17 protein-coding genes and 1 pseudogene are annotated in these 25,755 nt (G+C 68.2%); 10 read left to right on the top strand and 8 right to left on the bottom strand.

The genetic code is table 11. The features are described from left to right. Positions 1-65: 65 nt before the first annotated feature. Entirely contained in the window at positions 66-629 is a 564-nt protein-coding gene (locus tag EV193_RS20605; RefSeq protein ID WP_130345844.1) for an NADPH-dependent FMN reductase, read from the top strand. 73 nt (positions 630-702) lie between these two features. Then, complete coding sequence (locus EV193_RS20610) at positions 703-1,890, top strand: macrolide family glycosyltransferase (protein WP_242613565.1); 1,188 nt, start codon at positions 703-705, stop codon at positions 1,888-1,890. A 12-nt stretch (positions 1,891-1,902) separates the two neighbouring features. Here EV193_RS20610 and EV193_RS20615 read toward each other — a convergent pair whose 3' ends face one another. Further along, positions 1,903-2,886, bottom strand: a complete 984-nt coding sequence (locus tag EV193_RS20615; protein ID WP_242613536.1) for an NAD-dependent epimerase/dehydratase family protein — start codon at positions 2,884-2,886, stop codon at positions 1,903-1,905. A gap of 236 nt (positions 2,887-3,122) precedes the next feature. Between EV193_RS20615 and EV193_RS20620 the strand changes: the two genes are divergently transcribed. Genes EV193_RS20620 through EV193_RS20635 form a run of 4 tightly spaced genes read left to right on the top strand, consistent with a single transcriptional unit; the run spans position 3,123 to position 10,926 of the window. After that, the gene (locus EV193_RS20620) at positions 3,123-4,022 is read left to right on the top strand and encodes an ROK family protein (protein ID WP_278044207.1); all 900 of its coding nucleotides are present in this window, start codon (positions 3,123-3,125) and stop codon (positions 4,020-4,022) included. Continuing rightward, positions 4,019-4,585 carry a hypothetical protein gene (locus tag EV193_RS20625; protein WP_130345848.1) on the top strand — a complete coding sequence of 189 codons (567 nt, stop codon included), beginning with the start codon at positions 4,019-4,021 and terminating at the stop codon, positions 4,583-4,585. The genes EV193_RS20620 and EV193_RS20625 overlap by 4 nt, the downstream gene beginning before the upstream one ends. Before the next feature lie 15 nt (positions 4,586-4,600). Next, complete coding sequence (locus EV193_RS20630; RefSeq protein ID WP_130345849.1) at positions 4,601-9,919, top strand: cupredoxin domain-containing protein; 5,319 nt, start codon at positions 4,601-4,603, stop codon at positions 9,917-9,919. Beyond that, entirely contained in the window at positions 9,916-10,926 is a 1,011-nt protein-coding gene (locus tag EV193_RS20635) for a copper resistance D family protein (protein ID WP_130345850.1), read from the top strand. Before EV193_RS20630 ends, EV193_RS20635 begins: the two co-directional genes overlap by 4 nt. Positions 10,927-10,955: 29 nt before the next feature. Here the strand turns inward: EV193_RS20635 and EV193_RS20640 are convergent, their stop codons facing one another. The 5 genes from EV193_RS20640 to EV193_RS20650 all read right to left on the bottom strand — a co-directional run bounded on the left by EV193_RS20640 (position 10,956) and on the right by EV193_RS20650 (position 17,281). Further along, positions 10,956-12,482: an FAD-binding oxidoreductase gene (locus EV193_RS20640; RefSeq protein ID WP_207222728.1), complete on the bottom strand. Its 1,527-nt coding sequence runs from the start codon at positions 12,480-12,482 to the stop codon at positions 10,956-10,958. A gap of 239 nt (positions 12,483-12,721) precedes the next feature. Further along, a complete protein-coding gene (locus EV193_RS20645) occupies positions 12,722-15,475 on the bottom strand; it encodes a helix-turn-helix transcriptional regulator (protein WP_130345851.1) in 2,754 nt (917 codons plus the stop codon). A 263-nt stretch (positions 15,476-15,738) separates the two neighbouring features. Further along, positions 15,739-16,380 carry a TetR/AcrR family transcriptional regulator gene (locus tag EV193_RS34780; RefSeq protein ID WP_165401436.1) on the bottom strand — a complete coding sequence of 214 codons (642 nt, stop codon included), beginning with the start codon at positions 16,378-16,380 and terminating at the stop codon, positions 15,739-15,741. Positions 16,381-16,716: 336 nt separating this feature from the next. Further along, positions 16,717-16,839, bottom strand: coding sequence for a hypothetical protein (locus EV193_RS34455; RefSeq protein WP_278044200.1), 123 nt, complete (start codon positions 16,837-16,839; stop codon positions 16,717-16,719). A gap of 223 nt (positions 16,840-17,062) precedes the next feature. Beyond that, the gene (locus EV193_RS20650; protein ID WP_130345852.1) at positions 17,063-17,281 is read right to left on the bottom strand and encodes a hypothetical protein; all 219 of its coding nucleotides are present in this window, start codon (positions 17,279-17,281) and stop codon (positions 17,063-17,065) included. 331 nt (positions 17,282-17,612) lie between these two features. On the opposite strand from EV193_RS20650, the gene EV193_RS20655 reads away from it, so the two are divergent. The 3 genes from EV193_RS20655 to EV193_RS20670 all read left to right on the top strand — a co-directional run bounded on the left by EV193_RS20655 (position 17,613) and on the right by EV193_RS20670 (position 20,330). Continuing rightward, the gene (locus tag EV193_RS20655) at positions 17,613-18,758 is read left to right on the top strand and encodes a hypothetical protein (RefSeq protein ID WP_130345853.1); all 1,146 of its coding nucleotides are present in this window, start codon (positions 17,613-17,615) and stop codon (positions 18,756-18,758) included. A gap of 145 nt (positions 18,759-18,903) precedes the next feature. Continuing rightward, complete coding sequence (locus EV193_RS20660; protein WP_130345854.1) at positions 18,904-19,101, top strand: hypothetical protein; 198 nt, start codon at positions 18,904-18,906, stop codon at positions 19,099-19,101. Positions 19,102-19,331: 230 nt separating this feature from the next. After that, a complete protein-coding gene (locus tag EV193_RS20670) occupies positions 19,332-20,330 on the top strand; it encodes an endonuclease/exonuclease/phosphatase family protein (protein ID WP_130345855.1) in 999 nt (332 codons plus the stop codon). Between the two features lie 6 nt (positions 20,331-20,336). On the opposite strand, the gene EV193_RS20675 is transcribed toward EV193_RS20670, so the two are convergent. Continuing rightward, complete coding sequence (locus EV193_RS20675; protein ID WP_130345856.1) at positions 20,337-23,744, bottom strand: phosphodiester glycosidase family protein; 3,408 nt, start codon at positions 23,742-23,744, stop codon at positions 20,337-20,339. A gap of 103 nt (positions 23,745-23,847) precedes the next feature. Here EV193_RS20675 and EV193_RS20680 point away from each other — a divergent pair. Next, positions 23,848-24,549: pseudogene (locus EV193_RS20680) on the top strand (Gfo/Idh/MocA family protein); the annotation flags it as partial. Between the two features lie 270 nt (positions 24,550-24,819). On the opposite strand, the gene EV193_RS20685 reads toward EV193_RS20680, so the two are convergent. After that, positions 24,820-25,653: a class I SAM-dependent methyltransferase gene (locus EV193_RS20685; RefSeq protein ID WP_130346085.1), complete on the bottom strand. Its 834-nt coding sequence runs from the start codon at positions 25,651-25,653 to the stop codon at positions 24,820-24,822. Positions 25,654-25,755 lie beyond the last annotated feature (102 nt).

The raw sequence follows: 25,755 nt of genomic DNA on the forward strand, positions 1-25,755 counted from the left end.
ATGGCCCGGACGGGTGAGTGGGTGCTCGAGTCAATTCGAAACATTTGTGATGGGAGAGAGAACGCATGACGAACGTGGCCATCATTATAGGGAGCACTCGACCAGGGCGAAACGGTGAGACTGTTGCGCGCTGGGTGCACGATGTCGCCGTTAAGCGTGACGACGCCAAGTTCGAGGTCGTCGACCTGAAGGATTTCGACCTGCCGCTGCTCGACGAGATGATGCCGGCGAGTCTCGGACAGTACGCGAACGAGCACACCAAGAGGTGGGCAGCCAAGGTCGATGAGTTCGATGCCTTTGTTTTCGTGACGCCTGAGTACAACCACTCGACGTCTGGAGCGCTGAAGAACGCGATCGACTTCGTCGGCCGTGAATGGGCCAACAAGGCCTGCGGGTTCGTCAGCTACGGGACGAACGGTGGCACCAGGGCGGTGGAGCACCTTCGCCTCGTGATGGGGGAGCTGCAGGTCGCGGACGTTCGCGCGCAGGTCGCGCTGTCGCTGTTCACGGACTTCGAGAACTTCACTGTGTTCAAGCCCGGTGCGCACCAGGAGGAGACCCTGACCCAGGTGCTCGACCAGGTTGTCGCGTGGGGCGAGGCGCTCAAGGTGGTCCGCGCGCCCAACTGAGCTTTGGTTACGGATATTCATCACCGGTCGCGTCCGCTCGTGCGGCCGCGACCGGCTCATTGAATGGATGGCTATGGGAAGTAGAATCCTGTTCCTGAGTATTCCTGCCAGTGGTCACGTATTTCCAACAATCAGTATTGTCGACGAACTCGTGAAGCGGAGGAACGAGGTTCACTACACCGCTGTCGGGCAACATGCGGAAACGATCGCTGAAACGGGCGCCACCGTCATATCGTATGACTCGGTCGACCCGGTGAGCGTGGTGACAAGTGACGATTCCGGCCGCGCGCCGCTGGCGTTCTTGCAGGAGAACATCGCGATGCTCGGCGCGATAGAGTCTCATTTCGGCGAGAATCCGCCGGACCTCATCGCCTACGACGGCGTGGCGGCGCAGGCCGGCCGGGTGCTTGCGAAGAAGTGGGATCGACCAGCGGTTCAGCTCTCCCCGGTGTTCGCGTCCAACGAGCACTACTCGTTCGTCGAGAAGATGATGGAGGCCGCTGGGCCGGTGGACACCGCCAACCCGGCCATGGCCGGGTTCGGCCGGCTCCTGGGCGAGCTGCTGGCGTCGAACGGGCTCGAGGTCTCGATACCTGAGTTCATGCAGGCGACCGAGAACCTCAACATCGTCTTCGTGCCGCGGGAATTCCAGCCGATGGGCGAGACGTTCGACGAGCGGTTCGTGTTCGTCGGGCCCTGCCTCGGCGAGCGCGCGTTCCTCGGCGAGTGGGAACCGCCCCAGGACGACCGGCCTTTGGTGCTCGTGTCGCTGGGCACCGTCAACAACCGCGACGCGTCCTTCTTTGGACGCTGTGTCGAGGCGTTCGGCGATCTCCCGTGGCGCGTGGTCATCTCGGTGGGCGGCGGCATCGACCCCGCCACCCTCGGGCCACTGCCGGACAATGTCGAGGTGCACCGGTTCATCCCGCACCTGAAGGTGCTCGAGCACGCGTCGGCCGCGGTGATCCACGGCGGGATGGGGACTCTGATGGAGACGCTGCACTTCGGCTGTCCGACGGTGGTCGTGCCACCGTTCCCGGACGTGATCCCCAACGCGGATCGGGTGGCCGAGTTGAAGCTCGGCATCGCGCTGCGTCCCGACGACCTGACGCCGGAGCGGCTGCGTGCCGCCCTGCTCGAGGTCGTCGAGGACCGGACCGTGCTGGAGAGGCTTGCGGAGATGCGGGCGCACACTCGCGCGGCCGGCGGCGCGGTGCGGGCCGCCGACGAGATCGAGGCTTACCTCGGGCGAATCGGCTGACCTCGGCGGTGGTCAGCGCGAGGGTGCGTTGGCCGCCGCCACCGGCTGTTCGGTTCCACCGCCGGACCGGTTGTCCAGGTACCACGACACGGTCTGCTCGAGCCCGTCCCGCAAAGAGCGCGGCGTGAAGTCGACGATCTCGTCGAACCGGGTGAGATCCAGTAGGCGGCTCGAGGAACCGGTGGGCTTGTCCAGGTCGAGCCGGACGCGGACAGGGCGATCGAGAATGGCGAACAGCATTTCGGCGAGCTCGACCATCGATACCGGTTCCGGTGCTCCGATATTCAGCGTCTGATGTTTGTTCGTCTCCACCATTCGCAACGTGGCCGATACCAGGTCCTCGACGTGAACGAATGTTCTGGTCTGGCGCCCGGTTCCCCAGATCTCTACTTCTTCGCCGGACACGATCCTGGTGATCATGTTCGGTATTACCCGGCTTATGGTGCCGCCGAAGCTGTCCCGAGGGCCGTATACGTTGGTTGGTCGCGGTAGAAAGACCCGCATGCCGAACTGACTCCGGTGCAGATCGGCCAAAATCTCGGTGAATATCTTCGAAAGTCGGTAGCCGTTCGTGGAGTACTCCATGTGCTCCCGGTAGTCCTCGTCCTCGTTGACCGGCCCGCTGGACTTCGCCGTGTACACCTCGGCCGAGCTGATCATGACCACGTCGTCCACGCTCGTACGGCGGGCACAGTTCAGGATGTTGGAGGCGATCCGCAGGTTGGCGTCCAGGATCTCCGCGGAATGCTTGGTCTTGAACTCGGTGTTTCCGTCGAGCGCCGCGCAGTGCACGATCGCGTCGATGCGGGGCGCCACGTACTTGCACGCCGCGAGCAACTCGCCCTGATCGAGCAGGTCTATCCGCAGCGGCCGAGAATTCGCGGAGGTGCGTCGCCGGGCGTCGCCGTTTCGATGGATGCTGATGACGTTGGCATTCCTGAGTGCCAGTTGTTCGACGAAATGGGAGCCGATGAAGCCGTTCGCGCCGGTGACCATTACGGTCTTTCCTGACCATCGTGAGTTCTGCATGGCGATCCATTTCATCGTTGTTGTAGACAACAACGAACGCTAGCTATTCCTAGCGGAATCAAGTAACCCCCTATATTGCCCGTAGACGTCGACGATGGGTATCGAGTTACCGCCCGATGGGTGTCGCCGTGCAATGCTCGGAAAAGTAATGAGGACGGCGGGCCGGTAGCGGCGCGGCAATCCGGGGAGTCGACATCGGATACATTGGTATCGACGTGGGCGGCACCAAAGTCGCGATACGCGTCGAGGATGGTGCCACGTCGAGGGAGACCACGTTCCTCTGGGTGGACGCCGGCGATCCCGCGCGCGACGTCGCCGCCTTGTCAGACAGGCTCACCACGATGTTCGGCGAGAGTCGCGGCTCTGTCCGTGCCGTCGGCGTGGCGATGCCGGCGACCCTGAACCGTGACGGCCGTGTGATCGCCTGGCCCGGCCGCCCGTCCTGGGTCGGGATCGAGGTGCACGCGGCGCTCGACGCGCTGTTCCCGGGAACCGTCGTTCGCTACGCCGACGACGGCGACCTCGCCGCGGTCGCCGAGGCCGACGCGATCGGCGCCCGCGATGTGGTCTACCTCGGGGTCGGTACCGGCGTCGGTGGCGGCGTTGTGCTCGACGGCAGGTCGTTGCCCGGACCCGACGCCGGCTCCTGTGAGGTCGGGCACCTGATCGTGGACCGCTCGGGCGCGGTGTGCGACTGCGGCCGGCGTGGCTGTCTGCAGGGGCAGGCGTCCGGGCCGGCGACGTTGCGGCGCGCGGCCGAATCGCGCGGCGAGGAGGTCACCTTCTTCGCTCTGCGCGACGCCTGGCTGGCGCGTGCGCCGTGGGCCGTTTCGGCCGTGCGGGACAGCTGTGCCTCGATCGCCGCCGCGGTGATCGGCCTCGCTGAACTGGTCGGGGTTCCGCACGCGGTGATCGGCGGCGGATTCGCCAGCTCTCTTCCCGGGTTCACCGACGAGGTGGCCACGCAGATCGCCGACCTGCGCCGGGCGGGCGTGCCGACACCACGGGTGACCGAGGCGGTGTTCGGCGGGCTGTCGTCGTTGCGCGGCGCGGTCCTGCTCGCACGCCGGTCGCCGACGGCGTTCCGGGCGGCCACGGCATGAGCGGGCGGCCGGCCAGGCGCGGCTCGATCGTGGCCGCGGTCGTCGTGCTCGTCGCGCTCGTGATCGCCGGCGCCGGTGTGGTCGCGACGCTGAACGACTCCGGCGACCAGACAGCCTCGACGTCGGCCACCCTCGATGGGCTCACCGCCGCGGTGCGGGAAGCCGGCTGGGCGTCGATGGAGAGCCACAACATGGACAGCGGATCCGGCATGTTCCAGATGCCGGCGCAGATGATGCCCGGCGCGCCGGAGGGCGACGAGATGCGTCTTGGCGTGCGGATCACGCTGACCAACCCGAGCCGGCGGATCATGGAATTCGATCTCGCCGACGAGTTCGTGCTCGCCGGAGGCACCGGTGAACCGCCACGCCCGCACTCGGACACCTTCGGCCGGTTGGCCCGGCTGAACCCCGGCGCCGCGGTCGACGGGGTCATCTACTTCGACACGATCGTCCCGGGTCCGCAAGCCGAGCCGCTGAGGCTGGTGTGGAACCGGGGCGGGCGAGAGGCCTCGCTGGCCGTTCCGCTGCGCGGGGCTCCGGCCGGCCATCCGCACGGCTCCTAAGGAACTGGAGACTCGATGGCCAACGCCGTGAGTGCGCACGACGGGCGGGAATCCACGGAGTGGAGCGGTGCCGCCGCGGTCGGCGGATCGGTTCTGTCGACATCCGGCCCGCACGTCGCACTGGCCGTGTTCCTCGCCGTCGGTGCGGTGCTGTGGCAGTTCGTCGGCATCGCCGGTGTGGACCCGTTTGTCGCGCCGCATTTCTCGCATCTGCTCGTCGACGTCATGTTGGCCGTTCCGGCGGCGAGTCTCGCGATCGGCGTCGCCGGCGCGGTGACCCGCCGGGTGGGCGTTCCGGTGTCCGGTCCGTGGGGATGTGTGGCCAGAGCAGCCGTGATCTCGGTCGTGTTGACGGCCGTCTATGTCCCGCTCGGCGCGGCGCAGGCGGTCGCGCACGCGGTCCTGGGCAACTCGGCGGGAAGTCACGGCGGGCACGACGCGATCTCCCTCGATCCGGCCACGCTCTTCGCCTACGGCGCGGATCAGGCCCTGCGGGTCGAGGTCGCCGTCATGCTGCTTTCGATCATCGGCCTCGGCGCGGTGGCCGCGTGCGGCGCGGCGATCCCGCCTCGGCTGACCCCCCGCACCGTGCTGCGGACGCGGCGCGCGTCGATCGCCGTGCGAACGGCGCTCACGGCGGTCTTGCTCACCGTCCTGGTGCCGGCCCAGGCGGGGGCGGAGGCGCCGCCACAGAACAGCGAGACCGGAGCGGACGGGTGCGCCACCGCACCCCGGCGCACCTTCGACGTCAGCGCGATCGACGTGGACACGGTCGTCGACCGGTTCGGTGACCACGATCCGTACGGCTACATGTACGTCCTCGCCGACCGCGAGGACGACGTCCGGGCTCAGGAAGCCGCGTTGCTGCAGGCGTCGTGGTTGGACAAGGACGATCCGGCCGCGGCGAAGGTCTCCCCGGGGCTCGGCCAGGACCCGATCCAGCCGCTGGTGATGCGCGCGCGGCTCGGTGAGTGCGTCGTCGTGAACCTGACCAACAAGATCAAGAATTCGCCGCGCGGCGGCCCACTCGGAGACCCGCCGATCGTGCAGCCCGGCGGCGTGCCCTCGGTGTCGATCGACATGTCCGGCGTGTCCTACGACGCCGCTGAAGGCGCCGGTGGTCAACCGGTCGGCCGCAATCCCACCAGCGTGATGGCCGCGCCGGGGGAGACCAAGCAGTACCGCTACTTTCTCGACCCGCAGATGGGCGAGGGCGCGAAGATCTTCCGTAGCGGAGGCGAGTCCACGCAGCTGACCGCGCACGGCTTGTTCGGCGTGCTGGTCGCGGAGCCGGCGGGGGCCAGGTGGTTCGACCCCGCCACGGGTGCCGACCGGACGTCGGACACCACCTGGAGCAACTGGGAGGCGATGATCCGGCCGGTGTTCGGCCCCGCGTTCCGCGAGTTCACGTTGATCTACCACGAGGTCGGCGACGAGAACTTCAACCTGCGCCGGCCGCTGCGGGAGAACGATGAGGGGATCCCGATCGGCGGTGATCCCGGTGTGCCGGTGGGCGACCAGCACCAGTACGGCAGACCACTTCCGATGGTCGACGTGCGGCCACCGACACCGACGATTCCGAACGAGGGGGGCGGTGGCACGAACGGCTACCGGCCGGGCAGCCGGGCGATCAACTATCGAAGCGAGCCGTTCTACCGGCGTCTTCAGCTCGAGGCGGGCCGGGGCGCCGACGCGCAGAAGGCCAACCGTTCGCTCGCGTACAGCTCCTACACCTACGGCGACCCGGCGACGCCGATGCCCCGGTCCTATCTCGGTGAGCCGACCAAGACCAGGCTGGTGCACGCCGGCGGCGAGCAGTTGCACGTGCACCACGTACACGGCGGCGGAACGAGATGGCGGCTGAATCCCGGCACCGACGGCGCGCCGGTGACCGGCGGACTGTCCAAGACCCCGGCCGACGGTGCCGGCTCGATCAGGCTCGACTCGCAAACGGTGAGCCCGATGGAGACATTCAACCTCGAGCACGAGTGCGGCGCGGGCGGGTGCCAGCAGGCGGCGGGCGACTTCCTCTACCACTGCCACATCGGACACCACTACATCACCGGCATGTGGGGGCTGTGGCGCGTCTTCGACACCCGACAACCCGGCCTGGCGCCGCTGCCGGGGAGGGCGCCACCGGCGGATGCGGTCGGCGCGGCCGGACTGATCGGTCGTGTGGTCGACGGCAAACGGGTCGTCGGTCAGGGTGTGGTCACCGATCCCGCGGCCGAGGTGCCGGTGGACCGGCTCGTCGAGCAGCACCTGCCGCCGCGGGGCGCCAGGTGGGCGGGCCCGGCCGGGCCGGACCCCGACGACGCGACCGTGTGGGACTGGCAGCGCGACGGACCTCCCGGTTCGCCTACCTATCTCGGCGAACCGGAGACCACCTCGGTGTGGGCGAACTATCGGTCACCAACGCCCGGGATCCGACCGGAGATCATGTTCAACCCGGAGACCGGCCGTCCGGCGTATCCGATGTTGCGGCCACATCTGGGCATGAGACCGCCGTTCTCGCCGAACAACCACTCCGGCAGCCCCGGGCTCGGCGAGACGGCCAGCCGTGAGCGCCCAGCGGCGCTGTGCCCGAGACAGGCGCCGACCCGGTCCTACGACGTGACCGCGGTCGCGGTACCGGTGCAGGCCACGAACCGCGAACGGGACAACGACGGCGAGCTCTATGTGCTCAATGACGACAAGGCCGCGGTCCTCCAGGGACGCAAGCCGACCGAGCCGTTGGTCATTCGGTCCAATGTCGGCGACTGCGTGGCGATCACCTTCGGCAGCGAGCTGAACCCCGCGGTGCAGGCGAAGGCGAACATGCACGCCCATCTCGTGCAGTTCGACCCGCTCGCGTCCGACGGCGTGGTCGCCGGATTCGCCTACGAGCAGTCGGTGTTCAACGCAGGTCGGGACGGCCGGACGCTGACCTCGGCGGACTCGCCGAACAGGATCACAGTGTCCACTGTGGACAGACTGCGGCCGGGCGTGTCGGTCGGCGTCGGCGTCGGCAGACCGAACGTGGAGATCCGGACGATCACGGCGATCCTCGGGAACCAGTTGGTCCTGGATCGGCCACTGACCAAGCCGCACGTTCAGGGCGAGCCGGTCACGGTCGAGTTCACGCAGTACCGCTGGTTCTCCGACGTGGACGCGGGCACCGTCTTCTGGCACGACCACGTGGACGCCATCAGATCCTGGGCACACGGGCTGTTCGCGGCGCTGATCATCGAGCCACCCGGCTCGACCTATCACGACCCGGTCACCGGCGCCGAGGTGAGAAGTGGCGCGAACGTCGACATCGTGAACACCTCCGGCTCTGTCGGAGTGGGGCAGTCCGGTTCGTTCCGTGAGTTCACCGTGTTCCTGCACAACGGGCGAAGAGGCAGAACCGAACTGGGCACACCACCACCGGCCGGGCTCGCCCCGTTCAACTCGGGGCAGGAGTGTGAGGAAGGGTCGATCAACCTGCGCGCGGCTCCACTCGGTGAGCGAACACCGCCGGGCGCGAACCCCGCCGACCCGGCCACCACCCAGCAGCGCCAGGAGTACAACGGCTCCCGATGTCGCAACGCGTTCAGCCGTGCTCCCGGTGACGTCACCAATCCCGATGCGAACACCGCGCGGGCGACCGTGACCTCGGTGGACCCGTATGCCTTCTCCTCGGTGAAGTACGGCGATCCGATGACGCCGCTGCTGCGGGCCTACGCCGGCGACCCGGTCGTGGTGCGCACGATCGGCCTCGGCGAGCGGGCCGAGGCGCTGCGCGTGCAGGGACACCGGTTCCGCGTGGAGCGATTCCGAGCCGACGGCAGACTCACCGACACCGCGACGACCGGTATCTCCGAGCGGTTCGACTACGTCCTGGACGGCGGCGCGGGTGGTCCAGCGGGTAGCCCCGGCGACTACCTGTACTACAGCACTCGCACGTTCGCGCTGGAGAGCGGCGCGTGGGGGCTGTTCCGGGTGCACGATCGGTTGCGGCCGGACCTGCGGCCGCTGCCCAACCGGCCGGTGCCGGGGGCGGGCCGGGGGTTCCCCGTCCAGGTGCCGGCGACCGGTGACACACAGCGGACTCCTGGGCCCGACCCCGCCTCGGCGCACCGGCCGGACGGAACGGTGGACACCGGCGTGGTGACCTCCTCGGCGGGCACCTGCCCGGTCGGTGCGCGGACGATGGCATACGACGTCTCGGTGATCGACACCCCGTTGCCGACCGCGCCCTATCGGGACTCCGGCGGGGTGGTCTACGCGCTGACCTCGGACGTGCCGGCGATCCAGCGAGGGGAGAAGGCGGTCGAGCCGCTCGTCCTCCGCGCGAACAAGGGCGACTGCGTCAGAATCACCCTGCGCAACCAGATCCGCCAGGGCTCTCTGTACGGCGGCACTCGTGCTGGTATCGATCTCGCGAAGCTCGCGCGTAACCAGCAGACCTCGGCAGGGGCGGCGATCGGGCTCAATCCGGACAGCAGCGTCGGGGTCGGCCAGGTGGGCGACTATGCCTTCTACGCCGACCAGGAGCTGGGCACCTCGCTGTTCCAGAACCTGGCCAGTCCCGCGTCCCTGCGGCACGGGGCGTACGGCATGCTGATCGTCGAGCCTGCGGGTTCGACCTGGTCGGACAGCAGAACCGGGGTGCCGTTCGGCCCGACCTCGACGGGTACCCAGGCCATCGTCGCTGTTCCTGGCAGGGCGAAGTTCCGCGAGTTCGCGCTCACGATGCAATCCACGGACCAGCAGTTCGGGCGCAGCATTCTGCCGTACGGCGACCAGGTGGCCGGCAACGGACTGAACAGCCCGACGGCCGCGAACCGGCCCGTGGCACCGGTGCCCGGCGCGCCACCGGGTACCGGCGGCAACACCGGGTCGTTCGACAAGGGGTACAACAGCGTCAACTACCACACGGCCCCGCTGACCGAGCGGCTCGGCCTCACGGCCTATCGCGACGACTTCACCGCGGCCCCGGTCATCGGTTCGTACGGCACGGCGTTCGGCTCGACGCCGTACGGCGAGCCGGCCACGCCGGTGTTCCAGGCGCACAGCGGTGACCCGGTGGTGTTCCGCGTCGGGATCGGCGCGTCCGACCAGGTGCACTCGTTCGCGGTGACCGGTCACACCTTTCCGATCGAGCCGCGGATGCCGAACTCGGAGATGCTGACCGCTCGCTCGCTCACGGCCGGCGAGACGCTCGACGCGTGGATGTCCCGTGCCGGGTCCGGTGTCGCCAACGACGGCGACTATCTCTTCATGGACGCGAGAATGCCGTTCATGTCGGCGGGCATCTGGGGGATCTTCCGGGTGCAGCGGCGAGACTCCACGGACATCGCACCGCTGTGATCGCGTCGGTCGCACCCGATCCGGCCGGCGCGGTCGGGCCGGACTGGACGTTCTCGGTCGTCTTCGCGACGTTCCGCTGGGCCGGCTATGTCGGCCTCGCGCTGCTCGCCGGTGGGTTGATGTTCCTGGTCGCCTGCTGGTCGGACGGTTTCCGGGATCGGCGGGTTCGACGCGTGCTGCTCGCCGGCTGGTTGGTCAGCATGGTCTCGGCGATCGCGGTGTTGCCGCTGCAAGGCATCTATCTCGCCGGCGGCTCGCTGAGCACGCCGTACAGCGCTGCCCTGCTCGAGGCGACGCTGCAGCTCGACTACGGCAGGTACGTCGTCGCGCGGATCGTTCTGCTGGTGGTTGGCGGGTTCCTGCTCGCGCTGGCGGTCCGCGACCGGCCGAGGTCCGCGGTACGGGCCCCGAGGACGATCTCGGCCGTGGTGCTCGGTCTGGTGCTTCCGGTGACCTGGGCCGGCACCGGTCACGCGAACGCGAGCGGGGAGCTCACCGTGCCGATCGCACATGTCGCGCACCTGGTGACCTCGACGTGCTGGCTCGGCGGGCTCACCGTCCTGCTGTTCTGTGTGTTCCGCCAGGACGGAACCGCGTCCGAGGAGGAGGTCGGCCGCGTGGTGGCGCGGTTCTCCAGGGTCGCGGCGGCCTGCGTGGCGACCTTGGCCGCGACCGGCGTGTACCGCGTCCTGCGGGACGTTGGCTCGGTTGGCGAGCTGGCCGGCTCCACCTACGGTGCGCTGCTCGTGTTCAAGATCGCCGCGGTGGTGCTGGTGGTGTGGTTCGGGTCGATGTCCCGCGCCGTGGTGCGCACCCGGTTCTCGTTCCGGGCGGCGGGCGCCGCGGCGGCCGGTGGGGGTGGCCGCCGCGGCAACCGGGCCGACCGTGGCGCCGGGGGCGTGCCCATCGCGTCACTGAGGTGGTCGGTCCTGGCGGAGGCGCTGATCGTGCTGGTCGTGCTCGGGGTCACCGCGGTCCTCGTGGCCACACCGATCGGTTCGCACTGATCGCCGTGACCACGAGACCAGGGGTCTGCTCAGCTGCCGATGCTGCGCGGGTGGGTGAAGAAGTTGTGCGGGTCGTACCGCCGCTTCACGGTGAGCAGCCGGGCGTAGTTCTCGCCGTAGTTCGCGACCCCCCAGTGGCCGTCGTCCCCGCCGGAACTGGGGAAGTTGATGTACGAGCCGCTGGCGACCGGCCGCAGGGTGGCCGCGCCGAGATCGGTCCACGCGGTGGCCTCGGCCAGCTGGTCGGCCGGCGGGTTCGCGTTGTCGAGCCCGAGCTGGTAGCCCATCAGGAATTGCGCGCCCCGGTGGACATACGCGGTCGCGGTGCGACTGACCTGGTTGGCGACCCCGCCAACGGCGATGATCTGCACGTACCGGTGTGCCAGGGACTGATGGCTGTCCCATGCCTTCAGCACCTGGCTGTTCTCGGCGACGGTCAGTGCCCTGTCGATCATGCGATAGCTCTGCCGCTGGTACGGCGTCCTCGGAAGTTGAGCGTCCGGGTTCTGCCCGACGCGGTGGCACTGGTCCAGTGTCTTCTCACCGCAGTACCGGGTGTGCATCGCGTCGGCGTAGGGCTCTTCCTCGCCGACGGTCTTGCTGATCGGCTGTGCCCCGGCCATCTCGATCAGATGGTTCAGCGCCTTGTCGATCTCCGCCTTGGGGCCGAGATACCCGCCGCCCACGAAGATGGTCGGTGCGCCGCCGGCGTCGTGTGGCGGCATGACCACGAGCGAGGACCCGATGTTGTTCGAGCCGGTGACGCACCATTTCTGCCAGGCGGTGAGCACCTCGGCGCCGTGGTCCAGCGACCACATGGCGTCATAGTTGACCATCGTCGGCGCGCCGATCGGCCGCACCTCGAAGTCAACGACGATGCCGAAGTTGCCGCCGCCACCGCCGCGGATCGCCCAGTAGAGGTCCGGCTCGACGGACTTCGAACACCGGACGATCCGGCCGTCGGCAAGCACCACTGTCGCGGACTTGACTCGGTCGCTGCCGACGCCGAACTTGCGTGTCTGGTGGCCGAGGCCACCGCCGGACAGGAAGCCGCCAGCGCACACCGTGGGGCACGTCCCGGTAACGAGCTGCTTGTTGTGCGGCTTCAGGGCGGCGAGCGCGTCGACCGACTGGGCACCGACGCCGATGGTCAGCGTGTTGTCGCCGACCCGTGCCTGGTTGATCCGGGACAGGTCGACGACCAGCCCCTCACCGGTGGACCACCCGGACAGGTTGTGTCCGCCGCTGCGCGCGCGCACGGGCAGGCCGTAGTGCTGCGCGAATGACACGCAGGCGCGGACGTCGTCGGCGGACTGGCAGTACGCGATGCCCTGCGGGTTGATGGAATCGTACTGGGTGATCTGTAATTGCTTGGCGAGTGTGTAGTTTGGTTCGCCGGGAAGAACGACGTCACCCCGTATGGCTTCGCGCAGTTTCTGCCATTTACCGTCCTTGGAACGTGCCGCTGAGGAAATACCAAGTCCGATACCAGCGCTCGCCGCGGCGGCGACGGTGATGCTGCCCCCCGCGCGCAATAGATTTCTTCTGCTCAGCATCAGTTCCTCCCTGAGGTCCACCCGTGTGTGGAGACCCGATCTCCCTCTTACGCAGTCTGCGACTCGACCTGCGCCACCCCGATTTCTGCGCGTAGTCGAAAACGCTGACAGACCTGCGAGTTCGGAAACAACATAGGGGTTTCGGGGAGTGGGCGACCACCCCGCAGGCTCCCCTATGTTTCGAAATCACCGCACGATTCGTGCGCAATTGATTGCTCGGCGTGATCGTGTTGCGCCGCTCAGCCGGTCTTGGTCGTCTCGGTCCACAGCTCGACGGGGAGGTCCTTCCTTCGTTTCACGCCCAGTTTGCGGAAGGCCCTGGTCAGGTGCTGTTCCACGGTGCTCGGTGTGACGTAGAGCTTGTGTGCGATCTCGCGGTTCGTGTGGCCCATCACCGCGAGTGAGGCGACTCGGCGTTCAGACGCGGTCAGCGTGCCGATCCGTTCGTTTGCGATCGGCGGGTAGCACGTCTCGCCAAGTTCGCCGGACGCGGAGAGCAATTCCCGGTACTGTGGTCGCGCACCGCACATGTCCGCCACGTGAAGTGCTCTGCGAAGTAGTAGGCGTGCCCGCCTGCTGTCTCCCTTTGTGAAGTAGATTTGACTGAGATCGCCGAGAACCCGCGCCTGCTCGAATCTGTCACCAGATTCTTCGAAAATGTCTAGCGACTCGGAGAGCAGTGGCATACGACGGTTGGCCGGGTAGGTCAGCGCCAATATACGAAGCGCCCGTGCACGCGAGGCCGGCGTGTCACTTCTGGTTCGTGTGAGCACGTCGTTGGCGAGTTGTCTCGCCTGTTCGGTGTTGTCCAGCGCGAGCCACGCCTCGGCAGCGCTCGTGCGCCAGGGAAATGCCGCGTCGACGTCCAGCGCCCATTTTCGAACCAGCTCGCCGCAGGAGAGGAAATCAGACAGGGCCGCGTGGAGGTGATTGGTGGCGAGATGGTGCTGCCCCCGGGCGTGCAGGTAGGGGAGTCCGTACCTGCTGCGCAGCATCGCCGCGGGGATGGCCTGGGTGATCAGGCGCGCGGACTCTTCGTACTTGCCGAGCCGGGTCGCCGCGGTGATCTGGCAGCCGAGGGGAATGCCGATCACCACGCCCCAGGATGCGGCCGGCACCAGGGACGTCGCCTCCCTCGAGAAGCTTTCCGCGGCGAACAGGTCGCCCTGTCGCAGGGCGAGGTCCGCACGGACCGCGGCGACTGTCGCGTGCAGGGTCGGCACCCGTCGTGTCCTCGGGTCGGCGAGCAGCCCCTCGCACAGCTCGGTCGCGGTGCGGGACCTGCCCGCGCACACCATGACCGTCCCGGCCAGCAGAAGTGACTCGTCGAGCCACACGGTATGCCGACGCAGGTGGACGTCTCGGAGCGACTGGACAGCGAGATCGACCCTGTCCTGGTGTCGGCCGCGAAGGATCGCGTCGGCGAGTGCCGCGGCGGCCTTCAACGACGGATCGGTGTCCGGCGCGAGGATGTCGTCGGCGACCGGCATGGATGATCGCCGGCTCAGCGTGGGGTGGCAGGCGGCGAGCCAGGACTCGACGTCGCGGAGGTCGCCGCTGTCCTCGGCGCGGTCACCTGCCGAGTACCGCCACTGGTTCAGCAGACGTGCGGCCTCGGTGTCCCTGCCGTGCCAGAGCAGCTGCCTGATCAGCACCGACCGGTCGGCGTCGGCCAGCCGGCCGGCCGCGGCCGCGTACGTCAGGGAGGACAGGTGCTTCGCGGCCGCCGACGGGCTCATCTGCCACTCGGTCTGCGCGAGCCGGGCGCGGACCGCCGTCCGCGCGGGCTCCTCGTCGCAGCAGGACAGTGTCAATGTGAAGCACGCGGCGGCCAGTTGCTGATCACCGTCGAACAAGGCCTGCTCGGCGGCCTCGAGCAGCACATCGGTCGCCCACGGTGGCGACGCGTCCTCGGCGGCGACCAGGTGTCGGGCGATCTCCGTCGCGCCGGCCTGTCGGTCGTGCAGCAGGCGGGCAGCCCGTCGGCGCAGTTCGACGTGCTCGCCGCTGGCCAGTTCCTCGAGGACCGCTGCGCGCGACACCGGACTGCGGAACGCGCTGCCGTCCAGCATTCCGGCGAGGTTCATCGCTCGGATGGCGCCGTCGACCGCGTCCGCGTCCTCGCCGACGAGCAGGCCGAGCTCAGCCGGGGTGCTGTGTTCGCCGAGCACTGCGAGCGCGCGGGTGGTCTTGAGCAGGATCGCGTCCTGATGGTGAACGCAGCCGAGTAGCGCCATGCCGAAGCTGTGGGCACGGATGCCGCCGAACTCCTGGTGGTCCTGGACTAGCGCGCGCAGCAGCAGCGGGTTCCCACCGGCGACGGTCATGGCCTCGTCGGTGGAGCACTCGGGTGGCGCGCCGAGCAGGCGGAGTAGCAGGGAGACATTCGACCGCGACAAAGGGCGTAGCGGAATGCGATTGAAGTCGGCGTGCCTCAATAGCTCGGCGCGCAGCGGCAGATTGCGTGCCGGAAGGCAGAGATCATCTGTCGCGAGGATCAGGATATTCGTCGATCGCAATCGTCGTGCGAGGTACAGTAGAAAGCGTATGGAAAGATCGTCGGCATGTCGGACATTGTCGATCGCCAGTACCAACGGGTGTTCGGACGCGAGATTGCGAATTACCGTCGCCAATTGGCTAAAAACAGGGATCGCGGCTGCGGGGACGGCCGATTCGTGGCCTGTCGGCAAGGCCGTGAAGTTGTTTCCTCTTAAGAAGTCTGTCACCTGCACGGCTACCTCTACGGGCACCGAGGGATGCTGTGTGAGTTGGTCGATTACTCCGCCTAGAATCGGTGTCTCCACCGGTGAGCAGGTCGCGTCCAGGAAAGTCGCGCCCAATTCGACCGTACGCTCTGCAAATACGCCGAGGATTGCGGTCTTTCCGCAGCCGGCCGGACCGTCGAGCACTACCAGTTGCCCATGGCCTTCCGCGCTCACGAACAGTAACTCTTCGAGTCTTCTCAGCTGTTCTTCCCGTTGAAACAGGGTCACGCGTTTCCCCTCATCGCCTTATCAGCAAACGACCTGAAGGCAACCCCCTTTGCTTACCCCAGTGCGAACGTAGCACCATGAGGGTGGGGCATGACCGGTTCGCACCCACTGTCGGGGAATTACTCACCCATCGAGCAGTCTCTCCGGAGTCTTGTCAACGGTCCCGGTCAGGGCGGCATGGCGAACTTCCACAGTGAACACTTTCTTGGTGATCACAGTATGCAGTCGCGCGGTGACGATTCTCTGTGCGGTTTGACGGGTGATTATCGCCATTCCTGTCGCGCTGGGAAGGCGATCTTGCCGACGAATCGATCACCCTGCTCATGCGGGCTGCGGTCACGATCCCGGTCGCCGCCGACCAGATGCGGTCTGGTGAAGGTCGGGGTGGTCTGCCCGCTGGCGTCTCCGGGCCGGTGATCACCTCGACCACGTGCACGCCGAACGGCTCGAGCTCCAGCCGCAGGGTGTCGGTGATCGACGCCAGCGCCAGTCGAGTTTGGAACAGGGTGGTTTCGACAGGTGGGGACGCAGACGGTCAATGGGCGATGCGGCCTTTTGGTGTGCGGGGTTGATGCGGTGAGGTAGCGCTGCAGGATGTGGCCCAGACAGGTGGTCAGGTCGGCGCGGGGCATGTCGCGCACGGGCGGTGGGCGTAGGACGTCGCGGCACAGCGCGGTGCCGAGGACCTGGCTGGCGACAGGCCAGCTCGGGGCGGGTGCGGACGTCTTGTCCGGGGGCGAGTGTCTCGACGATTGAGCAGACCTGGGTCTCGAAGATGTTGTGCAGCTGGTCGCGTGCGACAGGTGGGTGACAGCCGCGTGCAGCAGGGCAGTGAACGTCTCGTCCTGTTCCCAGCGGGACAGGAAGTGCTCGGCGAGGTGGTAGCCCTCGAGTCCGACCGCCAATGAAAGGGTGCTCTAGGACCGCACAGTGGTGTCACTCGGCGCCTTCTGTGCAGATTCCGTTGATGATTAGGCGTAGTCCATATTCGAATTGTTCGTCGGAGCCGACGGTGAACAGGTGCACGACCCGATTCGGACCACGCGACGCGTGTTCCGGCGTCGGATCGTCTGCGGGCGGCTCCCATCCATGCAGCCCCTCCAAGATGGACCTGCAGGTCGGTCAAGTTTCCGATGAGGCGTCGCCGGTTGATCAACAACACCGATGTGCCCTCGGCAGGACTTCGTCCTCCGGGGCGGACCAAGGTCGTGGCGACTGGTCGCGGCGCTCGAGGGCGGTCGTCATTGGTTCGACCGCGCGTGCTGTTCAGCGTCGGTTTCCAGCGAGCCTGGCCGGTCGCGCCGGTGGCGGACCAGCTTGCCGACGAGCGCCACCAATACGATCGCGACCAAGGTCCACAGCATCCGTATGGATCGCTCCTGCGCTATCGCGCGGCGCACCCGTGCGCGGGCCTCGTGCGTAAGCCGCTCTAGCGACGCTCTTGACACGCTGACCGCCCGGTTGGCGATGGAGTTCGGCGTTGATGCTGACGGCGACGACACCGGTGAGGCCGCGGTGGCGTTGGCGTGGATGGGCACCCAAGTCGGCACAGACGGTGTCGACTACTCCGCCCTCGCGCCCTACCGCTCACCTGAGGAGCCCGATCGGCCGGTCATGGTGTGGCTCAACGCCGCCGCCACCCCCGCACTTCTGGCTTCCCGTCACGCTGCGATCGGCGAGCTGATCCGTGATCTGCAGGACGAAGGCCACCCCGACCCCTTCGAAATCAGCCTTCTCGCTGGTCCCGCGGTCGCCGTCATCACCGAAGACACCGATGACGCGCTCATCATCGACGAGCAAGCCCACCCGTTGGTGGAGCGCACCGCCACCGCGTGGGTCGCTCGCGGCGTTAGGGCGGGACGTCGAGACGTGAGACCATGGAGTCACACAGCCCGAGTCCGGGCTGTTCGCCCACGTTTCGTAATTCTGGCGCGAGCATTCGGTCGACCCAGGAGTGGACGCCCCTCGTCGTGGCCCGTCCGTGGTTCCGGGCGCCTCCGTACCGCACCGACCGTGATGTTCCGCTGCGCCTGAACGGGTGTGCGGCCGCCTCACCCGACTCCACAGGAGATCCTCCATCACGCTTACAACGCTGTTCTCGCCCTCTGTCAGCTTTCCTCCCCGTGCGCTCTCCGACGTGTACGGCCCCGGCGTCGCCGTCTGCGCACGCCCGGCGCTGGAACCAACCGAGCCGACGCACCGGCACCGCGACACCCGCGACGTGCTGTCCGCGCGACCCATCGCCGTCGCCGCGGACACCCCGGTGATCTGCAGTGCCGGCGGCACGGACCCCGCGCTGCTGGGGGTCCTGCGCGATGGTGGCCTTCCGGTGGGCACCGATCTGCGCACGTTCCGCGGCGAGCTGGAGTTCGCGGCGCGCGTGACGGAGGCGATTTCCGACGGTCTGCTGATCTCCGCGGAGTATCCGCAGCCGACCGCGCTCTGCCCAGATGCCCGCGCGGTCAAGAGCGCGCAGCTCGTCGGCTACCTGAACAACAAGGCCAGCATCAGCACGTTCGTCGATCCGCGCTTCCAGGCCCGGCGCAGTGTCGTGCCGCGCGCCGAGCTCGCCGAGGCGGCCCCGGCGGAGAAGTCCTGGGTGCTCAAGGCCGCGACGAACGACGCGCACGGCGCCAGCCTCGACGTCTACCTGCACCTCGCTGGTGAGCCGATCGTGCTGCCCGCGTTCACCGACCTGCTCGGCGAGGTCGTGATCGAGGAGTATCTGCACATCCTTCGTAACTGGGGCATCCAGCTGTACGTGGGCGCGGACGGCACGGCTCGGCTGCTCGCCGTCACCGAGCAACGTGTCGACGCGGTCGGTGTGTACGCCGGCGGCCGGTTCGGCCTGGTGACACCACCGCCGGCCGATCTGCTCGCCGAGTGTGTCGCGGTCGCCCAGCGCGCGGCCGACGTGGGGTACCGGGGTTTCTGCAGCCTTGACTGTGCCCAGACCTACGACGGTCAACTTGCCATGCTCGATCTGAACTTCCGGATCACCAGTGGCTCGATTCCGCTGCTGGCGCTGCGGTCGATCCGGCCGGACGCGCTGGACCGGCCGGCCGAGTCGGTGAAGATGGTCGGGGCCGCGCCGCTGGCGGAACTGATCGCCGCGCTGCGGCCGGAGCTGGCGGCGGGCGGGTTGCTCGTCGTGGGCGGCCATGACACGACGCACACCGACAACCCCGTCAGGCAAAGCACCTTGCACCTACTCGTGTTCGGCGACGATCCCGATGACGTGACGATCCGCCGCGGTGCGCTCGAGGCGAAGATCGGCCACTGACCGGCCGCACGCGAATTCGGTCATCGACGCGGTCGTGGTGCGCATGTCACGCAGCATGCGGTTGGTGACATACAGGATCCGCACACGCGCGCGCACGTGCGAAACTGCCCCGTGGACTGTGCGGTGTTGGGGCCGCTGGAGGTACGTGTCGGTGGGGCGCCGCGGCCGGCAGCGGGCGGTGATCGCCGCGTTGTTGCATGCCAACCATGTGGTGCCGGTCGCCGGGTTGATCGACATGGTCTGGGGTGCCTCGGCGCCCCGGTCGGCGCTCACCGCCACCCAACGCGCGGATGCCGCCCGCCTGAGCTGGACGGAGATGACCGCCATGGCCACGCAGCCGTGAGGCGTCAGGAATCCGCTGTCCCGCCGCGGTTACGTCGTCGGAAGAGGACGGCCACGGCCACGACGGCCAGCACGCCGATGCCGATGCCCGCCAACAGGCTGGTGGACGGGCCAGTCTGACGGGTCGGCCTTGGAGATGGCGACCCCTTGGCGCGAGCGATTGTTCAGACGTTGGTCACTTGTGGCTGCCGATCGGTTCGGCATGCTCGTGGCTCGAGGAGAGGGGACGACATGAGGCGATGGACGCGGGTGCTCGGCGTGTTGGCCGCGGTGGTGACAACGGCGGCGACGCTGGCCGCGACACCCGGTTCGGCCGCGGCAGCCAAAGACGTGCCGGTGCGGGTGCTGACCTGGAACATCCTGCATGGTGGGCAGAACCCGGACAACCTGCGAAACCTGCTCGAGCAGATCCAGTCCGAGCGGCCCGACGTGTTCCTCACGGTGGAGACCTACGGTTCCGGCCCGAAGATCGAAAAAGCCCTCGACGCGATGGGCAAGGGCGACTACACGGGTGTGCGGATCACTGATCGCCCGTCCGGCAGCGACAATCTGTGGCTGTTCACCAGATATCCCGTCCTGCAGCGCCTTCCCAAGCCGACGGGTGACACGGTCAGCGACTTCAACATCGGTGGCGCGCGAGTCCAACTGCCCAACGGCCCGAGCGTGAACCTGTTCACCGTGTGGGTGTCCTACAGCGACCCCTGGAACGGGTACCTGATGGACGAGAACGCCGCGGCGATCCGCGCCGGCCGCACTCCGCCGCACGCCCCGGAGGCGATATCGCGGGCCGAAACCGTGCAGAACAGGCAGCTCGGCGACATCATCCGGACCCAGTTGCCCGCGATGCTGAACGGGAACACCGATCCGGTGGTGATGGGCGGCGACCTCAACACACCGGCCGCCTCGGACTGGACCCCGAGCTGGGGGAAATGCCCGGGGCACCTGGACATGAGCTACCCGCTGACCGCGACGAACATCGTGACCGGCGCGGGATTCGTGGACGCCTTCCGCGCGGCCAACCCGGACGCGTGCACCACGCCCGGCATCACCTGGAGCCCCTTGCCGGACCAGCGGATGATCACACCGCAACGCATCGACTTCACCTTCGCCAAAGGAGCCGAGGTCCAGCGTTCCCGGGTCCTCGACCAGCGACTGCCCCAGCACGGTCCGGGCGTCTTCTACTCCGATCATGCCGCGATCGTCAGCGACCTGGTGTTCCGCGCCCGGTGACAACGGTCAGCCGGTGGCGCGCAGGGCTGCGGTGGTCACGTTCACCTGGGTCGACCGCATGACGCCGTTGACGGTGACCGCGATCGTCACGGTGCCTTCGCGCAGGGCACGCAGCGCGCCGGTCGCCGGGTCCAGGGCGGCGACGTGCCAGGGGCGGATGCCGTGCGGCGGGCCGATGTGCAGGTTCAGCGAACCGGACCAGTCGGCCGAGACGGGGTAGGCGACCGGCACCCGCCGGGTTCCCTGGAGCAGCTCGGCGGTCACTTTCCCTTGTGTACCAACGGGAATAGTCGGAGGCACGGTCAGCGTGAGTGCGTCCACGTGCGGCCGGATCTCCGCGGTGATCCACTGCGGGCGCGGCCTGCCGGGTAGATGCTCGACGCCGACCATGGTCCACCCGGAGAAGCCGCCGTGGCCGGTGTCGCCGGCCGGCGTCTTGCCGGAGTTGCCGTTGATCAGGTACGGCACCCCGTCCACCCGGGACGCGTGGAAGATCCCGACGTGCGCACCAATGAACGCCGCGCCCTTTCCGCTCTGGGACTGGAATTCGGCGAGCCAGCGTTCCACGGTGGCGGCCTCCAGCCGGTCGGAGAGCTGGCTGCCCTTGGCCGGCGTCGGGTCGCGCGGCGGGTGGTGCTCCAGCACGACGACGGACCGCACTGCGCCGTCCGCGCGAGCGCCGTCCAGCGCGTCGCGGAGCATCGTCATCTGGTCGAACCCGCCGCCGCGGATGGTGCCGGTGGACGAGTCGAGCAACACGAACCGGGTGCCCTTGTGGTCGAAAGTCCTATTGGTGGCACCGAATTCGCGCTTGAAGTTCTCGATGGTGCCGGGTCCCATGATCTCGTGGTTGCCCGGCACGTAGTACCAGCGCAGCTCGTCGCCGAGTTCCTCGGTGAGGATCCGCCGGGCCAGCGCCAGATCGGCGGGGGCGGCCTCGTCCACGAAGTCGCCGTTGATCACCACGAAGTCCGGACGTTGCGCCTTCAACTCGCGCAGGGTGCGCCGGGCGGACCTGACCAGCGGGCTGTCCGGGTCGCGGGCGACGAACTGCGCGTCGGACATCACCGCGAACCGCCACTGCTTGCCGTCCACCGTGCCGTCCTGCACGACGACCGGATCGGCGAGCCGCTGTTCGGGCGGCAGCACCACGCTCGGCGGCACCTTGGCCACCATCTCGTCGATCAACACCTCGCCGGTGTACTGGCGGTCGGCCTTGGTCTCGATCGTGTAGAACCTGTTGACCTGTATGGGAAAAGCCATCGCATTGGGTACGGGGACCTCGAGATAGCGCCAGCCGGTCCAGGTGATGTACGGGCCGTACAGCGAGCGGGTCTGGCCCTGGGCGTCGGTGACGGTGAACGCCGTCCACTCGCCGCGGCCGTGCCCGTACACCCAGGTGCCCAGCGCCAGCGGCTGACCCTCGATCTTGATCGGCGCCGGCGGGATGGCGTACGCCGTCCGGGTGCCCGTCGACTGGGTGAAGTCGTAGGCGAGCTTCAAGCCGGGGCCGGTGCGCCCCTCGGGCACCGGGGTGACCGATCCGGTGGCCCTCGCTGAGCCGAACGTCCACGCCGCGCCGTCCTCGAAGCTCGCGATGGCGCGCTCCTCCAGTCCGACGGTGACCGGGATGTGCACCACCTGCTGGGCGACCTTCGCGGTGATCGTCGTCGCGCCGCTCGGCCTCTTGCCGGTGACGGTGAACGTTCCGGACGGGGAGGGCGTGACGTCGATCAGCTCGCGGTCGTAGTCCAGCGCGGTGTCGACCGGCTCGATCGGCGCGCTGGTGCCGTTGCGGTCATAGCCGACCACGCCGAAGGATCCGGCCGCGCCCTGAGCGGGCAGGCTCAGCCGATTGGTGGTGGATCCCAGGCGTGCCAACGGATCCAGCACGGTCAGGGTGATCTCCCCGGTGACGGCGCCGCGCCGGGCGGTCACCTTCGCAGCACCCGGCCGGGAGGCGTGGAACATGCCGTCGGCGTCCACCCGGCCGGTGTACGCCGGGGTCGTGGTCCACCGCTTCGGGCCGGGCGTGGCCGGTCCGAAGGTCTCGTCGTACGGGTTGGCGATCAGGTGCCTGCGCAACTCGGGGAACACCCGGTCGGGCCGCCCACCCGGGACGGTGGAGTTGCCGGGCGCCGTGCTCGGATCGGCCGCGGTGCGCACCCAGAACCCTTGTGCCACACCGGATCCGACCGGTGCGTACAGCGCGAGACCGTTGGGCACCGGCCGCTCGCCGCCGTCCGACGGCGTGTTCTCCACCCGCACCTCCGAGGTGCCCGGCTCGCGGGCGAGCATGGTGGACGAGCCGCCGCCGTCCAGGTTGAGCGCGTTGTGCGCGCCCATCTCCTTGAGCATCGCGGCGAGGTCGCGCAGGTTCAGCCCGAGCAGATACGGCGCCTGCCGGCCGTCCACGGTGAGCAGGAACATCTTCTTGCCGTCCGAGGAGAATCCGACCGCGGTGCGCGGGTGCAGCGGATCCGCGGGCGCGACGATCTGCCCGTCCTTGACGAGCAACTGGTTGCCGCCGATGGCCGCGCGCGGGATGCTGCCGTCGCCGGTGCGGTTCGCGTACGTCACCGTGACCGGGTCGCCGATCTTCAATCCTGCCAACGCATCCGCTCCGGACTCCCGTCCGACCAGCACGTAGCCGTCGCCGGGAATCGGATCACCGCCGGCGGCCTGGCGCACCTCGGTCACGACGTCGCGGCGCACCACGATCTCGACGACTCGCGGCGAGCCCTCCACCGCGCGGGAGCGCGCGTAGCCGCCCCACAGCGAGTTGAACACGCCGATACCGTTCGCCTCGATCCGCGCACTGTTCAGTTGGGACAGTGGCGCGGTCGCGCCGGGCAGAGTCACGGTGCCGGAGAAGAACACCTCCATCACCCGGCCGACCCCGGCGGCGTCGATGCCGACCGCGCGGTTGTGCCCGGCCTGCGCCGACTTCACCAACTGTCCATTGTGGACCGCCACGCCCTGTGGTGCGTTGGAGTTGTTGATGTCGAAGAAGTCGCCGTTGACCGCGGCGACGGCTCGGGTGCGGGTGGCCTGCGCGGACAGCGGCTCGGCCGAGGACACGGTGCCGGGATGCAGGTAGTCCACCGTGGTGCCCGAGTTGAGGTCCACCGCGAGCGTGTCCGCCCGCACCCAGCCTCCGGAATCGCCCGGCTCGTACCAGTCGAACGAGCTGAGGGTCACCCCCGGCGCGACCGGTCGGGAGGTGCGCGTGGTCTCGATCCGCCACGCCGGGTCGACCGCGGACAGGTGCGAGCCCGCACTGTCCGGGAGATCGACGACTGGGACCGTGGGAGCCGGGGGAGCAGCGGGTTCGGCGTGCGCGGCGGGCACGGCCGACCCGATGGCGATCACGGGAACGATGACGGCGGCCACCAGCGCGCGGCGGAGAGTCATGTGCCGAAGTCCACCGCACGTGCGGCAGACCGCGAAACCTCGATTCGGTGTACCCGAGGAGAACTTAGGCTGATCGCACATCACCGGACCGAAGGGACCGTCAATGACGACACGGTGGGGAATTCTGGGCACCGGCGGCATCGCCCGCACGTTCGTCGCCGACCTGGCGCTGACCGATTCGGGAACCGCCGTGGCCGTCGGCTCCCGCAGCCGGCACGCCGCCGAGGAATTCGCCGGGGAGTTCGACATCCCGAACCGGCACGACAGCTATCAGAGTCTGGTCGCCGACCCCGAGGTCGACGTGGTCTACATCGCCACGCCGCACCCGATGCACCACGACAACGCCCTGCTGGCGTTGCGCGCCGGCAAGCCGATCCTGGTCGAGAAGCCGTTCACCATGAACGCCGCCGAGGCTCGGGAGGTCGTGGATGTCGCGCGCGCCAACGGATTGTTCGCGATGGAAGCGATGTGGACCCGATTCCTCCCGCAGACCGCGCGGATCTGGGACTGGCTGACCAGCGGTGTACTCGGCGAGATCGTCACCGTCACCGCGGACCACGGCCAATGGTTCGCCGAGGACCCCGAATTCCGCTTGTTCGCCCCGGCGCTCGGCGGCGGTGCGCTGCTGGATCTCGGCGTCTATCCCGTGTCCTTCGCGTCCATGGTCCTCGGCGCGCCGAACCAGGTCATCGCGATCGGCGATCCCACCTCCACCGGAGTGGACGCGCAGACCTCGATTCTGTTGCGCTACCAGGATGGTGCCCAGGCCGTACTCACCTGCACGCTGCGGGCGAAGAGTCCGACCAGGGCGGCGATCGTCGGGACCGAGGCGCGGATCGAGATCGACGGCGACTTCTACGCTCCGTCCGTGGTCACCCTCATTCCACGCACCGGCGCGCCGATCCGGGTCGAGCCGGACCGGCGCGGCCGGGGTTTGTTTCACGAGGCGGACGAGGTCGCCCGCCAGTTGGCGGCCGGTGCGCTGGAGAGTCCGCTGATGCCGTTGGCGGAAACCGTCGCGATCATGGAACCATGGACACCGTGCTGGCCGAGTCCAGCCGCTGAACCGCGGGCGTCAGGTCGTCGACGCGCGTTCCGCGTGGAGGTGCCACACCTGGCCGAGGACGCGGTCTCGGTCGTCGGTTCGGATCGTGGCGGGGTCGACCGACACGCCCATCTGGCTGGCCGGCCCGCCTTCGGCGAACGCCTGCGGGGTGAGCGAGGTGGCGTAGTCGGCGGCGGTGATGCTCTGAATGTCCCAATGCCGGCCCAGGTGCTCGCGAAGATCGTCCTGACTGACCGCCATCGGCATCTGGAATCCGTCGTTGCCGGAGTCGGCGAAGCAGAACAGGTGGAGTTGTGCGCCGGGAAGGGTCACGCGATGCAGCGCGGCACCGTAAGCGGTGCGCTGGTCACCGTCGAGGCAGTGGTACAGCGCGCTGTCCAGGACGGTGTTGAACCGCTGCTCGATCCCGTCGAGCGAGGTCACGTCGGCGTGCGTGAAGTCGACCTGGACGCCGTGCTCGGCGGCTCGTTGCCGCGCGGTCTCCAGTGCCGTTGGCGAACCGTCGACTCCGGTCACCTGATAGCCGCGCTCGGCGAGCAAGATCGCGTTGTTGCCCAGGCCGCACCCGGCATCGAGCACGGGTTCGCGAACGGCACCGGAGCCGGCCAGCGCCACCACGACCGGCTGAGCCTCGCCGATGTCCCACGGGGTCACCTCGAAGGTGACGTCGGCACCGGCGATCGGCGGCCGCCCCTGGTAGAACGCGTCGAAATCGACATCGCTGAGCGTGAAAGCCTCTTCCTGCACGGTGAACACCTTCCCCTGGTGGCCAAGCGGAGTTAAATCAACGGGCGATGAATATCGTGGCAGCGATCGTGTAGCCGTGTCAACACGGATCGTCATCGGCTTCACCCCAAGATCAACGCCGTGCACCCCTCCACGGCGGCCCGAGCGCCAGTCGTCCACAAATCGACGCACAGGTCGTGACGAACCCGAAAAGGGGAT

Source organism: Herbihabitans rhizosphaerae (assembly GCF_004216555.1).
Classification (GTDB): domain Bacteria; phylum Actinomycetota; class Actinomycetes; order Mycobacteriales; family Pseudonocardiaceae; genus Herbihabitans; species Herbihabitans rhizosphaerae.